Genomic DNA, 14,914 nt, shown 5'->3' on the forward strand with positions numbered 1-14,914 from the left:
CCGCTGAGCGTCCTACTTTCTGGTTTGATGTGCCCTACGCGCTCAACAGCGCAATCACTGCAGAGTTCGTTCTACAAAACGATTCGGGGCAAGACATTTATCGGACGACATCGGCTGAGTTTGCCAGCCTCGATCAAACGCCAGGACTTGTTGGCATATCGCTTCCTGAAGAGCTGACGCCTTTGGCCATTGGCAAGACTTACCAGTGGTACTTCAAAATAGACTGCGGAGCAGAGTCTCCTCTCTACGTACAAGGTGGAATAGAGCGGACGACACTTAGTCCAACGCTCGAAAATCAGCTATCTACAGCCTCGCCGCTAGAGCAGGCAGCCCTCTATCAAGCCAACGAGATTTGGTACGACGCGGTTGATACGATCGCACCGCTCTATTTGACCCAAAAGCACAACCCTACTGTTAATGTGGCTTGGACTGAATTACTGCGATCGCTAGGAATCGATCAGCTAGGAATCGATCAGCTAGAAACCGATCAGCTAGGAATCGATCAAAGAGATGAGTTGTCCTAAAGCGAACGCTGAGGATTTATGCAAGATCGATATGCGACGGCTCGGCAGATTCAGCAACTAGACGCGAAAGCAGATGCGATCGCCATCTGTCATTTGCTAACAGGCTATGAATTTCCCTGGGATACAACTCGCGCCCTAGAGCTGGCTTTACTGCGAACCTTCTGCGTACCGTCCATTGCTAAGCTGCTAGACCACACAGGCGAATTTCATCATCACACCCAAAAGCGATACGACGATACCGGTATTATTGTTTCAGAACTGTTCAAGTGGGGCTATCACCATCCTCGTGGGCAGGCATTCTTACAGCGGATGAATGCCATCCACCAGCGCTATTCAATCGACAATGCGGACTACCTCTATGTGCTTTCCACATTCATCTACGAGCCTGTACGCTGGATTCAACAATTTGGCTGGCGGCCACTGACTGAGCACGAACAGCAGGCAATCTATTTCTTCTGGAAAGAGGTAGGAAAGAGAATGGGGATTGTTGATATTCCACTTTCTTATCACAGCTTTGAAGCGTACAACCAAGCTTATGAACAGAAACATTTTGTCTATCAAGATGCCAATCGCCGGGTAGCAGATGCCACGCGGCAAATGCTGGTAGGATGGTTTCCGGTTGGGATGCGATCGCTCGCCGACAAAGCTATTCCAGCTCTGCTCGACCCGCCGCTGCTCAAAGCACTAGACTGGCAGCCCGCCCCTACTTTCTTGACCGCATCGCTCAAAAAGTGCCTCCACCTTCGCAGTCGCCTGCTCCGCCAACTGCCGCCTAGACAACTGCCCGACTTCTTTGCCGATCAGTCTATCCGCAGCTATCCAAATGAATACCAGCTAGAAGATATCGGTCCAGCTCAGCTCTTGAACAAATTTGAGAATCAACAACCGTAGCCAGAATAGCTTTAACCTGAGCGCTGCATGCGGACAATATAGGGCTCCCAAAATACTCCTTGATCCCAACACGGGATCAAATTATGATAAATTCATGCGTATCTTATCTCGGAGCACCTTAAGAGATTTTTGGGAGTCTCATCCAGATGCTGAAGAAGCATTAAAGACTTGGTACTACGAAGCCTCTCATGCCGATTGGAAAAGTCCAGTTGATGTAAAATCCGCTCATGGCAATGCCAGTATCATTGCGAATAATCGCGTTGTTTTCAACATTAAGGGCAACACCTATCGGCTGATTGTGGCAATCCGTTATGACATTGGCATTATCTTCATTCGATTTATTGGCACTCACATTAAGTATGACAAAGTTGATGCAGGAACAATCTAAATTGAGGTTGATAGATGGAAATACGTCCGATTAGAACTCAAGCTGACTATCAAGAGGTTCTTCGAGAGATTGAGTCGCTATTTGAGGCTGCTGAGAATACACCTGAGTATGATCGCTTAGACATCCTTAGTACTCTCGTGGAATCTTATGAGAAAACGCATTTTCCAATCGAGCTACCCGATCCAATCGAAGCAATTCGGTACTACATGGATACCCGTGGATGGTCTCGTCGTGATTTGGAGCCGTGTATAGGCAGTCGAGCAAGGGTATCTGAGGTTTTATCTCGTAAGCGCACCTTGACTTTAGAGATGATTCGAAAGTTGAATCAGGTACTAGGAATTCCTGCTGAGATTCTTATCCAACCTTATGAGTCAGCACAGATTCCTGCCTAACTAATGCCCACAAACCCGATCGTGGTTAGTCAGGGCTGCCTAGATAATCTCTCTTGCCAATTTCTACGCCATTATGTCGAAGGATGTCGTAAGCCGTTGTGACGTGAAAATGAGCGTTTGGCATCACAATGAAAGCTAGGAATGGCCAGCCCTTCATCGTTATGTTTTGATCTTTCCCAGTAGGAACAATAATTTCCTTTTCTTCTGTCCCGTCAATCTGATCGGCAGAAAATGTTTCTAGATAGTCAATACTCTTCTGCAGCCGATCGATTAGCTCAGGAAACGTTATCTCTGTATCCTCTAAAGGGGGTGGCTCTACGCTAGCTAGTCGAGCAACTCCACGCCTAGCCATATCCGAAGCAATCTGAACCTGCTTGGTGAGTGGAAACATATCAGGATATAGGCGACTGCTCGTTAAGACAGTCTGGTCAATGCTTTTCTCTTCCGCATAAGTCGCTGCTTTTTCCAAGATTCCAATCAGATTTTTGAGCTGATGACGCAAGAGAGGAACTGACGCTTGATACATGGAGATAGGCATATTCAAAACTCCTGATCTTTTTGATGCTTAGGAAAAAGTGCTATATAGCAATGGCCCTCTCTATACTATAGCTTTCCGCACTTTGCTTACTACACCACAAAAGGCTGCACCCCTTGTTGTATAACGCAAAGTGCCATAGCAAAGTGCGAATGCATCCGCGCTTTGCTATATCAAGCGATGTCAGGCTAGTTGCATGCTGGGCTGGTGATCATCATCTCCTAAATGCTTAGGCCACAAACATCTTTGGCTTGAGGAAGCTAACTAGTGTGGCTGAACCCTTAGATAAGGTCTGCCATGAAGTGTTCTCAAATGAGAGCTGAACGTAGCCGCAAGTAGGCAAGTTATCGAGGGTGCGAGCTGGCCAATCAGCACTTACGCGATCGCACATCTCATTCACAAAGTCGGTCATGGCCGGGTTGTGTCCCACAATGACCACCTCATTCATCGCATTGTCTAGCGCTCGGCACCATCTCAGCAGATCTTGAAACTCGAAGGTATACAGGGCATCATCTATTTGCCAGTTTATTTGCCGTTCTGGTAAGGCGTAGCTGATCTGTTCTATGGTCGATTGAGCCCGCAAGGCTGGGCTACAAAAGACTGGGTCAAACGGACAGCCCGCCCTGGCTATTGGTACGGCCATACGCTGACATGCCTGCAACCCACGCTGACTAAGCGGGCGATCTATATCGGACAGATAGCTATCGTCATGGCTAGATTTGGCATGACGAATTAGATGCAACTTTTTCACACTGTTTTCCTAGCGTGCTGTTCCCCATCTTACTATCGTGCATTCTCTAGCTCTACCACTCTCTAGCTCTTAAGCTTCGCAGCGGTGGCAAAGACTGAACAGCAGGAATCACATGACGGTTGACGATAGCTTTGTTGCTCTCTTGCTGAGTGGCCATATCGATGGCGATCGCAGCAATTTGTACATCCAAACAGCCCATCGGCACTAGCATCTCAGTACTGGTTTGCAAATCGCCTAGCGCGTCAGGCTTTAGGTTGCTCAGCAGCTTAGGCTCACCCACTAGGGTGCGACTTTGGCGATCGATCATCCACAGCTTGATAAATGGCCTAAATACCGAAGGACGAGTGCGGACCGTAATGGTAACGCGATCGCCAGCAATCAGATCTCCTCTAGGAACGCTGATAATCGGTATCACCATCTCAGGCAACTCTTCAACCGCCTCTACAAAATTGCGCCGCAGCGTCAGGACACTCGCAGCTTCTGGTTCTGGCGCTGGAATTGGAGAGAGGCCAGAATTGGGAGCTGGGCTATGAGTGGGAGCTGAGGGCAGTGGGGCGGCTGGTTCTACGAGTGAAAGTAAGTGATCGACGCGAGGCGATTTTGCTGCTAATTGGCGCTGGCGCAGTCTTTCTAGGCGTAGCTGTCTGTTTCTGTCGAGATCGGTGAAGCTTGACGGTATTACAGCTGCAGCGCTCTGCGGCAGTAGCCTCTGATTCGATGGGTCGGCATAGCGTTCTTTTGTGAGTTCTGATGTGAATTCTGATGTGAATTCTGCTGTAAATTCTTCTGCGGGCTCTTCTGTGAGTTCTGCGGCGAACTCTTCTGCGAGCTCTTCTGTGGCAGAACCTAGAGGCGCGATCGGAATGGCAGGCGATGCTGGCAGCTCTTCTTCAGCGGCAGACGGCTCATCGAAGATAACAACTTCGCTATTCGCAAAGATCTCTAGCGGCTCAGCCGTCTGCGGACTTTCTAAGCTCACGCCAGCCGATTGCAGCTCCTCTGTCAATTTAGCGGACTGGCTAATCTCATCGTGAGTCAGGTCAGACAGACGCTGCATAAAATGGTCTTTCAGCTTCAGCGACCTAAATGCGGTCTTGACAGTCTCTTGCTTTTGCTTAGGGTTTGCGTGATCGCTTTCCGCTTCGGTAGCAAGCGATTCTGATTCATCTGCCGGATCGTTGGACGAGTCTGGTGTCGTAGATAGAAAGCTGCTATCAGATGGCCTAGAGGCATCCGACGAAGGGGTAGCCGTTTCTAGATCGTCGTTAATGTCCTCCAATAGAGCCGCGATTTGAGCCGTCTCAATATCATCATCTTCGATACTAGTGCCCATAAACTGAGCTGGCTTAGTCACCATCGGCGGTAGCTGGATTGAGGGTGATGAGTGGGGCCTATCTAAATCTGGCTCATGCAGGTCTGGCTCATGCAGGCCAGGCTTGTCTAGATCTAGGACTAACCCGTTTGGTCCACTGTCTAGCTCACCGTTTGTAGTATCCGGCGATCCTAAATCCGCAGGCTGACTGTCTTGCTGGAGCTGAGCCTTTAACGAACTCACAGGTCGAGCCTCTGGCGAACTCGTAGATTGAGCCTCTGGCGAACCCACAGGTTGAGCCTCTGGCGAACCCACAGGTTGAGCTTTTGGTGAATCGCTCACAAGCAATAAATTCGAGGGCAGAAAGCTGGGTAAGTCAATCCGGCCAGTCGAATTCGCACTTACTGGCAGATCGATTCGAGGAGGAAGAACAACGCCTATCGCTGGCGACGGGCTATGAACACCTACAGACACAGGCGGCGCAGCTAGCGGCAGCGAATCTCCTAAAGGAAGAGGGTCGGCGTAATCAGCATTTTCTAGCTGAGAAAACGTTGGGGAAGACGCTGAATGTTCCTCGTCAAAATAATCCAAGCTAGCGCTGCTTGGATCGCTATTAGCAGTCTCATCCAGTGTCTGAGCGATTCCGGCGGTGATGGTAAAGGCGGCAGCACTTAGTACAGCACCTGAAGTTTCAGCCTCTGGCGAGTCAGGGCGCAGAGAAACTTCTCCTAGAACAATTCGCGTAGTCACGCGCGCGGGTAGCTGAATCTTCACCTTAAAATCCGCTGGCAATCGAGCCAAATTGATCGGTCGATGCGCTTCCATGATCACCCGTGCGGTTTCTGGATCTTGCAGGCGTAGCCACAGCTGACTGTTGCTCTGACCCTCGAACAGAGGGGATAGCGCCTGCACCTGACCAACGATGGTCATAGGCTGATTGTCTTGAGCTAGAAATGCTCGCTGACGCAGAGAGATTCCGTATATCGCCTCTGCTTCTACGTCAGCTCTAGCATGAAGAGACTGAGCGCGAAGCTGGCTCTGAGCCTGAATCAAAGGCAAATCCTGATTTACAGCAGCGGCTGAATCGAATAACAGTGATTTGTCTAGGGCTTCTATCTCCGCCTCAGACAGCGTCGGCGAATCAGCAGGCCAGCCTTCTTCAGCGGGTGCAAAGACCTGTATCTGCAAGCTATATTGCCAGCTATCCAGGCCATCTGCGATATCTTGACTGCTGCAAGTCAGCTCCCACTGACCCGGCTCTAGATGCACGTAGGGAACAACGACAACTAGACCCGCTTCATTCGTTTGACTGGCGCGATCGCGAACTCGTTTTCGCGGTAGCGTCTCTGTGGTGACTAGCTGACTGACCCGAATATCTACTGGGGTATTGGTCCGATTAGTATGAGCAATCACACGATAGCGACCGGCTAGAATCTCTACCTGATGAGTCTCTAGCGGCAGCCAGGTTTGATCGCCTTCTTTCTGAATCAGAAATTCCCAATACTTCATGTTTCTCGCTTCAGAGGACCTGGAATGAACAGAACTAGGCAAGTAAACTAAGTGATGTTCAATGTTTTTAGCGTTCCCGAAATCAACTTAGATTGGTAGATCCATTACAAAATGTATCGTCATTACACCGAATTACCACCGAGTTATCACTGAACAATCACTTGATCAGTGGCTCTATAGCGCTTGTCACTTGGCTAAGGTACTGTTTTCAGGCTGAAAGTTCTATGTGCTCATGACATTAGCGCTATGACTGTCAGTGACTACTCCTGATAGTCCGTTTGAATAGTAACCGTCAAGGTGTCTTCGTCAACAGACACATAGAGAATATTAGGCCGACAGCAGACCTGACAGTCTTCGATATATGACTGAGTATTGCCCGCACTAAGGTCAACAAAAGTAGTGCTGGGTTCACCGCAAAAGGCACAGTAGTATTCGGCAGTTGTTTGCATAGATTGCCTGCATTTGAGTTGCTTGCATCAGCGTGTGGGCAGGGTTGAAGCCTGCCCTAAGAAGATCAAAGGGTGAAATATCCCGTTTGAGTAATTACCTTAAGTGATCACAGTCGGCTGGTCACGGCCTGTGAGTTCTTGAAGCTTCGAGACTTGATCAGCGATTACAATCAAAGGCTTTAAGGCCGCTTGAGGATCGACATCGTGTTTGGCAGCATCAGATTCGTAACTCTCTAGATAGAGCCGGATGGTCGCCCCTTTCGTGCCAGTGCCCGACAGCCGAAAAACTATCCGCGAGCCGTCGGTAAAGCCGATGCGGACGCCTTGCTTTTGGCTGACGCTGCCGTCGATTGGATCGGTATAGCTAAAGTCATCGGCATAGTCGACGGTATAGTCGCCGAGGCTGCTGCCGGGCAGGGTGGAAAATTGCGATCGCAGTCCCTCTATCAATTCATTCGCCTTCGCACTATCCACCCCTTCGTAATCATGCCGCGAGTAGAAATTTCGACCGTACGTCTGCCAATGCTCAGTCACAATCGCTTCTACCGACTGCTGCCGCTCCGCCAAAATATTCAGCCAAAACAGCACCGCCCAGAGGCCGTCTTTTTCGCGGACGTGGTTAGAGCCCGTGCCAAAGCTCTCCTCGCCACAGATGGTGATCTTGTCCGCATCAAGCAAGTTGCCAAAGAACTTCCAGCCCGTCGGCGTTTCATAGCAGTCGAGCCCAAGCTTTTCGGCCACGCGATCGGCGGCTTGGCTAGTAGGCATCGAGCGAGCTACGCCCGAGAGCCCATCTTTGTAGCCCGGCACTAGGGTCGCATTGGCGGCGATTAGGGCCAGACTGTCGCTAGGGTTGACGAAGAAGTTGTTGCCCAAGATCATATTGCGATCGCCATCGCCATCCGACGCCGCCCCAAAATCCGGCGCATCGTCTGCAAACATAGTCTCTACCAGATCATGGGCATAGACCAGATTGGGGTCCGGGTGGCCGCCGCCAAAATCTTCTAACGGCTCACCGTTAGTCACCGTCCCCGCCTTCGCCCCTAGCGCCTGCTCAAAAATCTGCTTGGCATAGGGGCCAGTCACCGCATGCAGCGAATCCATGCACATGCTGAAGTCGCCTTTCAACAGGTTACTAATCTTGTCGAAGTCGAATAGCTGCTGCATCAGCTCGACGTAATCCGCTACAGAATCAACCACCTCAACCGCCATGCCTTCAATTTGACTAGTGCCGAGGTTATTGAGATCGATATCGTCAGTATCCGCGATTTTATATTCGCTAATTGACTTGCTGTTCTCAAAGATGGCGCTCGTCACCTTCTCGGGCGCAGGGCCACCATTAGAGACGTTGTATTTGACGCCAAAATCACCTTCTGGGCCGCCGGGATTATGGCTAGCCGACAGGATAATGCCGCCGATCGCGTCGTATTTGCGAATTAGGCAAGAGGCAGCGGGTGTGGAGAGAATGCCGCCTTTGCCGACCAGGACTTTACCGATACCGTTGGCTGCAGCCATTCTCAAGATAGTTTGAATAGCCGGGCGATTGTAGTAGCGACCATCGCCACCGACGACAAGGGTTTTGCCCTGATAGTCTTCGAGGCTGTCAAAGGTGGATTGAATAAAGTTCTCTAGATAGTTAGGCTTTTGGAAGGTAGGAACTTGCTTGCGTAGGCCAGAGGTTCCTGGCTTTTGGTCGTCGAAAGGAGTGGTCGAAACCGTTTTGATAGGCATTTTTTGCAGATCGCCAATTGGCGCGTGTCAAAAACTACAGATGGCTGGATAAAACCGCATCTGCAATTGATGATCTCACATCTGCGGATTGTAAAAAAATCGTAAGGCAAAGCGGCAGATCTAGCGGTATTGTGGGCAACAGGCAACCGTAGGCCATCGACATCCAAAGTCTCGCTTTTTCCTTGCTCTTGTGCAAGCTACAATCGATCTGTAGCCTTCCGCACTTTGCTTGCTACACACCGAGAGGCCACAGTCCTTTCCCAACAGCGCAAAGTGCATAGCAACTGCACGTAGGCGCAGCCTTCTCTTAGAGTATGCATCCGCGCATTGCTATACCAACGAGCAACTAACGAGCAACGAGTCAACAGTCTGATCTAGGCATGGTACAAACACCCGTCAAACGCGAAAATACGACTATAGAAGACTTTCTGCTGCTGCCAGAGACAAAACCGGCGAGTGAGTATATCGACGGTAAAATTATTCAAAAGCCAATGCCAAAAGCAGCGCACAGCCGTATTCGAGCCAAGCTGACATCCGCTATTGACTTAGCGCTCGAAAGCACTCAAAAAGCACTCACTTTTCCAGAACTGCGCTGTACGTTTGGCGGACACTCTATCGTTCCTGATATTACAGTTCTTCCCTGGGCAGCTATCCCTAGAGATGAAGATGGCATGATTGATGGAGAACTGTCTGCCGCGCCTAGCTGGATGATTGAGATCTTATCGCCTAAGCAAAGTCCATCGAAACTTGTCAAGAAGATTTTGCACGCTGCCGAGTATGGAACCCAAATGGGTTGGCTGGTTGATCCGTATGAAAAATGCGTCTTTAGCTATCTGCCGGATGCACCAACCGCTTTCTATGAAAAATCAGGTGTACGGCTGCCCGTGCCTGAATTTGCTTCAGATTTTGAGCTGACGGTGGGTGAGCTGTTTGGCTGGCTGTACGCAACTGACCAAAGCGCGATCGCGTGATAAACCACCGATCGAATTGCTAACTCCCAAATCGTGTTCGTCATTTGCTACTTTATCTGACTAGTTTGGTAGGTGCAGCCAGTTAAACACATCGTCAGCCGATAGAGTCAGATTCAATCCTGTCAGAGCAGGTAAAACCTGAGAGCCTCGAAACAGCTTTATCTGTGATTCAGCGGAAAGCGTCAATATGCTCTCAGCCTCTGGGTCTATCAGCCACCCTAGCTCTGTACCATGTTCCACGCAGTGCAGCAGCTTCTCTAGAGGTCTCGTTTGAGCCTGGTCTGGCGATAGAATCTCAATTGCCCAGTCTGGATGAACTTCAAACCGATTGGCAATGCGTCCTGATGGGGCACGCGGAATCCGCCCCCAGCGAAAGACCGAGACGTCAGGGACAATCGCCGCGTCGCCAAAGACACAGCGTAGTTCTGAAAAAGCTTTGGCAATACGCTGGGATTCTGCCACCTGGTCAATAGTCTTGCAAAGAGCAACCTGTATCAGACTATGCTCTCCTTGCAGCACGGGCTTTTGTATCGTCTGATGATTGATGTATTCGCTGGCAGGTTGAGTCTCAGGTAGCTGCAAAAATGCATCCAGCGTCAGAGGGGGTGCAGAAGCTTGAACCATAAGACTCGTCTCTGTCATAACAGCTCTTAATTGCATTCTAGGCCAGAACTTCGATCTCATCGCCTACGCTAAGTGTGCTGGATCGTGTGCCTGAGCGATCGCCTTTGCCAATTTCTACCAAGTTCTGGCCAAACCAGATCGCTTTATCCCAGGCGCGATAGGTGGCAAGTGTTTTCGTCGGCTCCAGCGCGCGTTTTCCTGTCGCCTGATCGACATTGGGTATCGAGCACCGAGCGCAGGGTTTAGCCACCGAGAACGCAACATCGCCGATGCGAATTTGCTGCCAATCATCTTCGGCGTGAGGGCGATCGCATCCACTGACAACAAAGTTAGGCCGAAAGCGATTCATCGGCACCGGAGAATCTAGCTTTTCGTTTAGATGAGCGAGTGAGGCTGAGGAAATCAATAAGAAAGGATAGGCATCGGCAAAGCTAACAATCTGCTCGGAGCCGAGTTTGCCGTGGTCTGTAGGTCGCTGCGAGCTATCGGGCATATGTACGAGCTGACATGTTACGCCTAGAAACTGAGTGAACCATTTGTCGACTTCAGCGGGTGAAGCGACTGCTGGCACGCGATCGCCCCACACTTCAACCATTGTTTCTGTATCTGAGCAAGCGGTAAGCGGAATTGAACAATCTGGCATTCCTGGTGCAGTGATTTTTAGCTGGTCTGTGATCGCTACTTTGATCAGCGCCAGCCGAGGAAACCGCCGCTGGCTCATAAACTTACCCTGCGCGTCCACTACCATCCATCGCCGATCGTATTGCAGCCCGCGCGCCGTCATCTGCGCCTGACTTATCGCGATGCCCGCTGCCGATTTAATTGGATAGATATATAGGCCGCTCAACGTCAAAGTAGTCATCACAGCATTCATAAGCTTCAAAGCCCACCATAATACATACCGCAGTACTGCTTTGATTGGTTATTTGTATAGCCTCACCTAAGCGTTTATCATCAAGACATCGCGAAAATGATGTCTTGATGTATGCGTACTACATTGACCTTAGATGACGACGTTGCCGCTAGGTTGAAGCAGCTAAGAGGCTTTTCTAGCTTTAAGGAAGCTGTCAACGAAGCAATCCGAGCGGGCTTAGATCAGTTAGAATCACCGCCGAACACTCAGCAGCCCTACAAGACTCAGCCTGTAGATCTAGGAGGGCTGAGAATTAAGAACATAGACAATATCTCTGAAATTCTAGACCTCCTTGAAACTGCTAGTCAACCACGACTCTAAAGCGGATAAATCCATAGGAATTGTCTGGTGTGCCCTCTCCGGCGGCATTAGGTAAGTCGCTTAAATCCACTACAATCGCGCCATTTTCGTTAGTGCCACTGCCGCCACAGTCGATACCTGAGAAAACGCTGCTAGGCAAAACGCCTGGTGCGAAGTAATAGCCGCCGATGCCGTCGTCATTGCCGGAGGTGTCTGGAATTTCATCGCCGTCGTTGACGTTAGTGAGGGCGACTTGTTGATTGTTGAACTCTAGATAAATGCCTCGGTTGCCGCCGCCTGTGTAGCGGGGTGCGAGATTGTTGAAGGCGTTGTTGGCGAAGGTGGTGTTTTCGGGGATGCGATCGCAGATCAACAGATCGTTAGCCGCCGCATCGCCATTCGATAAAAACGAAACCGTGTACTCAATCTCGTCACCGGGGCGCACCGTGACACCTGATATCGCTGTCGTATCATCAACGCCCGTAATTCCTCGAATATAGCTTTCGACCGTGCCGCTACCAATAGTTGCTGGTTCTGTTCCCTCTGGCCAGTTGATCTCATTGTCATTTGGATCGCCAGCGACATCCACGTAGCTATCATCAAATAGCTGTTCTCTTTCAGAACGGCCTCGGTTGATAGCAGTAATCCGTTTGACCAGCAGCATATCTGGAACCGGTAAAAAAGCCTCAAGCTGATAATCTTCCACCTCACCATCGCTAGCCCCGCCGATCGATCGCTCATCGACCTCAGCAGTGTCACCGTCATCACTCAAGCTATCAGTCGTCAAACGAAAACGAGCATAGGTCGTTCCAGCACTAGCATCGCTAGGTACAGTCCAGCTCAAATCAGCAGTAGAGGCATTATTGATAACAGTTGCGCTTTGATATTCGCTGGCTTCAAATTGGCCATCTTGATCAAAGTCTATCCAGGCATGCAGCGTCGCATTGCCACCCGTTGTATTATTAACCGGAATATCTGACAGGCTGTACGGACGTCCTACGATGACATCCGGTAAGGTGGTAAATGCGTCATCGGTATCATCTGTGGCATCACCGTTATCATCTGTCCCATCAACAAAACCATCCGTGTCGTCGGTGACCCCATTTCCTAAAACGAGAGAACTGTCAATACCGTGTACCGGGCCATCGTCATTCGCTAATGTGCTGTAGTTACCCGCTCCATTGCCAGCTTCAGTATCAGGCGCATCACCATAGTCTACTAAATCCAGAATGAGCAGCTCATTTCCAGCCGCTGGACTAGGCGTGTATGTCCACAGATCTAGTGTTTTAGTATCTCCAAATGATGAGGCCTCGTCACATCTTCTGTTAGTATTTCCCCTATTACCAGATAGACCAAAAACGTTGAAGGTAGAAGTACTCGAATCAGCGCCGAGGGATAGATCAGTTGCCGGTGGGTTAGGTGGACCGAGGCCACACAGGGCATCGTCAAACGGATTGCCATCGTCCGGATCGCGATCCTCCACGATGGTGCCATTCAAAGTACGATAGCCGCTATGATCGTAGAAAGCCACGTTGTTGCCCAGTGGATTGGTACCGTTCAACAAAGTGTAGGTTGGCCCGCCACCAACATTGTTTTCAGCATCACTCAGTGGAAAGTGATATTCACCGCCGTGGGTTTGTATTTCATAGCGGAAGCTGCCGACAGGAAATGGATCTCCAGTTTTGTCCTGTCCATTCCAAGAGACAGTTTGAGGACCAGCTGCAGGCATGTACCCGCGCAGCACCCTGTTTTGCGGGTTGCTTGGATCAAAGTCAACACCGTCTCGACTAATCACAATCTGATAAACACCTAACAGGTTGCTATCGAAAGAGAAATTTCCGCCCGTGTTAACAGTAGAGGCGCTCCCCGAGAGATTACCTGAAAATGAGGGACTACTCACAACAGGAAGAATAGGTGACGGTGGAAATCCTACACCTGTCTCCGTGCCTGTGGGATCGTATACGGGCAGAAAGGGTAGAACTGCATTGTCTATTTCGTTAAAGAAGATAGGGTATTGAGGCGGCGCGCTGCTGGTACCGCCTTCTGGATTATCAATGCTGCCATTCTCTCCGAGAACATCTTTGTATAGCGGACTTACACCATCACTGTCCAGGTTTCCAAGCTGGCTACCAAAAATTCTAAAGCCAAACGGATCTAGTCCGCGCATATCGATTTCATAGCGGTAGCCGTCCGTAGTAATGGGATACAGATCGGAGTGCAGATATCTGCCATTGCGTCCCATGTTCAAACTTATCAAGAAGGTATGCAGGCGGCCTTCTAGATCGTCCGTCGAGCTTTGATCGCTACTGCGTACAGTGACATCCCAAGCCGAAATTCCTGTATTTTGGTTATTGCCTGTATTGAGCTGATTTATATTCGGTTGAACGCCGTTGTTAGCACTCTCAGTACTATTGCGACCACTCGGGCCATACATCGCCACATAGTAGATTCCTGTCTCGGGCGCTTGGTAGAAACAAGGTTCGTACCCACCCGTGTTTCCGGTGCCATCAATAGACTCTGGGCCCGCGAGTTCTTCGGCGCGATTAGCAATAAATCCCAGCCCATCTTGGTCGGTACAGGTGAAATCTGGATTGCTTGGTATGGTCTCATTAGCGGCCTGGCCATTAACCCGATTAGGGTTGAAAATCTCAATATCGCCGTTACGCCTATCGACAGCACTAGAGCCGACCAAGATATATTCGTCCTCTTCGGCATATACCCGTAGCAAAGTTCGATTCCTAAAGCCTGCTGCCGTTCCAGATCTCCAAATGATATGACCTCGATTGCCAGGGGCTCCGTCGGGAAACATATCTCGGCTGCCTTCTGCGCGGACCGGCTGTGACCAAGCTCCCACAGCACAAAGCGTAATGGACAAACTGCTAGCAAGATAGCGCAAGGCGGACGCTTTGAATGGTGTGTGTGAATGAACTAGAACCATGAGGAATTAGGACTTTTCGTCTGGGGAATGACTTGGCTTAGCAGGCGTCTGATCAAGTCGCGAGGTAGCAGTTTATCTATTCAAGGGAATACAGCTATTAACATGCCCATATCAATCAAAAAAAGTCGATATGTTTTTGAATCAATAAGATCGAAGAAACATGACTACAGCAGCTTTTGAAAGCCTTTCGTGCCCTGGCGATCGCAGGTTTCGCTATGCGATCGCACAATTCTCCTAACCTCACTTCTACGGCTCAACTTGCAGATCTTCTTCTTGATTAAAGAACTCAATCTCAACACCACGCACATCTTGAAACACAAATTCGACTCGCCGATTGCGCGCATAGTTAGTCCGATTGGTCTCTTCTACCAGCAGCTCAGTTTCTCCTAGCGAGCGAATAGTCATCCTTTGTGCGCCTATCCCCTGGTTCAAAAGATAGCGACGGGTATTCTCCGCTCTGCGTCTGGCTAAGTCTTGGTTGTAGGCGACGCTAGCCCGCGAGTCCGTATGACCATGAAGATCAACCACAATGCTGGGATATTGCACTAAGACCGCCACGATCTGGTCTAGTACCACCGCACTCTCTGCACTGATGAAGTCTTGATCCAAGCCAAAGTGAACGTTTCGAGGAACTTTTAGCTGAATCGTTTCAGGCGGTGGTTCGGGCAATATCGGCGGTGTCGGCG

15 protein-coding genes are annotated in these 14,914 nt (G+C 50.0%); 6 read left to right on the forward strand and 9 right to left on the reverse strand.

The genetic code is table 11. The features are described from left to right. The 4 genes from IQ256_RS24945 to IQ256_RS24960 all read left to right on the forward strand — a co-directional run. Positions 1 to 524: DUF928 domain-containing protein (locus IQ256_RS24945; protein ID WP_193858399.1), on the forward strand; the 524-nt coding region annotated here is incomplete at its 5' end. 18 nt (positions 525 to 542) lie between these two features. Next, positions 543 to 1,415, forward strand: coding sequence for an oxygenase MpaB family protein (locus IQ256_RS24950; protein ID WP_193858400.1), 873 nt, complete (start codon positions 543 to 545; stop codon positions 1,413 to 1,415). A gap of 94 nt (positions 1,416 to 1,509) precedes the next feature. Next, a complete protein-coding gene (locus IQ256_RS24955) occupies positions 1,510 to 1,803 on the forward strand; it encodes a type II toxin-antitoxin system HigB family toxin (protein WP_193858401.1) in 294 nt (97 codons plus the stop codon). Between the two features lie 14 nt (positions 1,804 to 1,817). Then, positions 1,818 to 2,195: a type II toxin-antitoxin system HigA family antitoxin gene (locus IQ256_RS24960; protein ID WP_193858402.1), complete on the forward strand. Its 378-nt coding sequence runs from the start codon at positions 1,818 to 1,820 to the stop codon at positions 2,193 to 2,195. A 25-nt stretch (positions 2,196 to 2,220) separates the two neighbouring features. Here the strand turns inward: IQ256_RS24960 and IQ256_RS24965 are convergent, their stop codons facing one another. The 5 genes from IQ256_RS24965 to IQ256_RS24985 all read right to left on the reverse strand — a co-directional run bounded on the left by IQ256_RS24965 (position 2,221) and on the right by IQ256_RS24985 (position 8,482). Next, positions 2,221 to 2,733, reverse strand: a complete 513-nt coding sequence (locus IQ256_RS24965) for a DUF1993 family protein (protein ID WP_193858403.1) — start codon at positions 2,731 to 2,733, stop codon at positions 2,221 to 2,223. Positions 2,734 to 2,959: 226 nt separating this feature from the next. Then, positions 2,960 to 3,481 carry a histidine phosphatase family protein gene (locus IQ256_RS24970; protein ID WP_193858404.1) on the reverse strand — a complete coding sequence of 174 codons (522 nt, stop codon included), beginning with the start codon at positions 3,479 to 3,481 and terminating at the stop codon, positions 2,960 to 2,962. Between the two features lie 52 nt (positions 3,482 to 3,533). Further along, positions 3,534 to 6,302 (reverse strand): hypothetical protein, encoded by a 2,769-nt coding sequence (locus IQ256_RS24975; protein ID WP_193858405.1) that lies wholly within the window; start codon positions 6,300 to 6,302, stop codon positions 3,534 to 3,536. A 260-nt stretch (positions 6,303 to 6,562) separates the two neighbouring features. Then, entirely contained in the window at positions 6,563 to 6,751 is a 189-nt protein-coding gene (locus IQ256_RS24980; RefSeq protein WP_193858406.1) for a CPXCG motif-containing cysteine-rich protein, read from the reverse strand. Between the two features lie 99 nt (positions 6,752 to 6,850). After that, positions 6,851 to 8,482, reverse strand: a complete 1,632-nt coding sequence (locus tag IQ256_RS24985; RefSeq protein ID WP_193858407.1) for an alpha-D-glucose phosphate-specific phosphoglucomutase — start codon at positions 8,480 to 8,482, stop codon at positions 6,851 to 6,853. Positions 8,483 to 8,862: 380 nt separating this feature from the next. On the opposite strand from IQ256_RS24985, the gene IQ256_RS24990 reads away from it, so the two are divergent. Beyond that, a complete protein-coding gene (locus tag IQ256_RS24990; RefSeq protein ID WP_193858408.1) occupies positions 8,863 to 9,453 on the forward strand; it encodes a Uma2 family endonuclease in 591 nt (196 codons plus the stop codon). Between the two features lie 60 nt (positions 9,454 to 9,513). Here IQ256_RS24990 and IQ256_RS24995 read toward each other — a convergent pair whose 3' ends face one another. Together IQ256_RS24995 and IQ256_RS25000 are read right to left on the reverse strand one after the other, a co-directional pair. Further along, positions 9,514 to 10,077 (reverse strand): Uma2 family endonuclease, encoded by a 564-nt coding sequence (locus IQ256_RS24995; RefSeq protein WP_193858409.1) that lies wholly within the window; start codon positions 10,075 to 10,077, stop codon positions 9,514 to 9,516. A gap of 37 nt (positions 10,078 to 10,114) precedes the next feature. Further along, entirely contained in the window at positions 10,115 to 10,939 is an 825-nt protein-coding gene (locus IQ256_RS25000; RefSeq protein ID WP_193858410.1) for an MOSC domain-containing protein, read from the reverse strand. 123 nt (positions 10,940 to 11,062) lie between these two features. Here IQ256_RS25000 and IQ256_RS25005 point away from each other — a divergent pair, with 123 nt between their 5' ends. Next, on the forward strand, positions 11,063 to 11,311 hold the full coding sequence (locus IQ256_RS25005; protein ID WP_193858411.1) for a type II toxin-antitoxin system VapB family antitoxin: 249 nt from the start codon (positions 11,063 to 11,065) through the stop codon (positions 11,309 to 11,311). Here IQ256_RS25005 and IQ256_RS25010 read toward each other — a convergent pair. Together IQ256_RS25010 and IQ256_RS25015 are read right to left on the reverse strand one after the other, a co-directional pair. Further along, the gene (locus IQ256_RS25010; RefSeq protein WP_228025250.1) at positions 11,292 to 14,228 is read right to left on the reverse strand and encodes a DUF11 domain-containing protein; all 2,937 of its coding nucleotides are present in this window, start codon (positions 14,226 to 14,228) and stop codon (positions 11,292 to 11,294) included. The two genes, IQ256_RS25005 and IQ256_RS25010, sit on opposite strands and share 20 nt — an antisense overlap. Before the next feature lie 246 nt (positions 14,229 to 14,474). Continuing rightward, positions 14,475 to 14,914, reverse strand: a 440-nt coding sequence (locus IQ256_RS25015) for an OmpA family protein (protein WP_193858413.1), incomplete at its 5' end; no start/stop codon positions are given.

The organism is cf. Phormidesmis sp. LEGE 11477, assembly GCF_015207105.1.
Classification (GTDB): domain Bacteria; phylum Cyanobacteriota; class Cyanobacteriia; order Phormidesmidales; family Phormidesmidaceae; genus Phormidesmis.

Excerpts from the sequence above, each read along its gene's own strand:
- IQ256_RS24965 (WP_193858403.1), bottom strand. The coding sequence starts at position 2,733 with ATGCCTATCTCCATGTATCAAGCGTCAGTTCCTCTCTTGCGTCATCAG.
- IQ256_RS24950 (WP_193858400.1), top strand. The coding sequence starts at position 543 with ATGCAAGATCGATATGCGACGGCTCGGCAGATTCAGCAACTAGACGCG.
- IQ256_RS24995 (WP_193858409.1), bottom strand. The coding sequence starts at position 10,077 with ATGGTTCAAGCTTCTGCACCCCCTCTGACGCTGGATGCATTTTTGCAG.
- IQ256_RS24985 (WP_193858407.1), bottom strand. The coding sequence starts at position 8,482 with ATGCCTATCAAAACGGTTTCGACCACTCCTTTCGACGACCAAAAGCCA.
- IQ256_RS24980 (WP_193858406.1), bottom strand. The coding sequence starts at position 6,751 with ATGCAAACAACTGCCGAATACTACTGTGCCTTTTGCGGTGAACCCAGC.
- IQ256_RS25010 (WP_228025250.1), bottom strand. The coding sequence starts at position 14,228 with ATGGTTCTAGTTCATTCACACACACCATTCAAAGCGTCCGCCTTGCGC.
- IQ256_RS25000 (WP_193858410.1), bottom strand. The coding sequence starts at position 10,939 with ATGACTACTTTGACGTTGAGCGGCCTATATATCTATCCAATTAAATCG.
- IQ256_RS25005 (WP_193858411.1), top strand. The coding sequence starts at position 11,063 with ATGCGTACTACATTGACCTTAGATGACGACGTTGCCGCTAGGTTGAAG.
- IQ256_RS24975 (WP_193858405.1), bottom strand. The coding sequence starts at position 6,302 with ATGAAGTATTGGGAATTTCTGATTCAGAAAGAAGGCGATCAAACCTGG.
- IQ256_RS24990 (WP_193858408.1), top strand. The coding sequence starts at position 8,863 with ATGGTACAAACACCCGTCAAACGCGAAAATACGACTATAGAAGACTTT.
- IQ256_RS24955 (WP_193858401.1), top strand. The coding sequence starts at position 1,510 with ATGCGTATCTTATCTCGGAGCACCTTAAGAGATTTTTGGGAGTCTCAT.
- IQ256_RS24960 (WP_193858402.1), top strand. The coding sequence starts at position 1,818 with ATGGAAATACGTCCGATTAGAACTCAAGCTGACTATCAAGAGGTTCTT.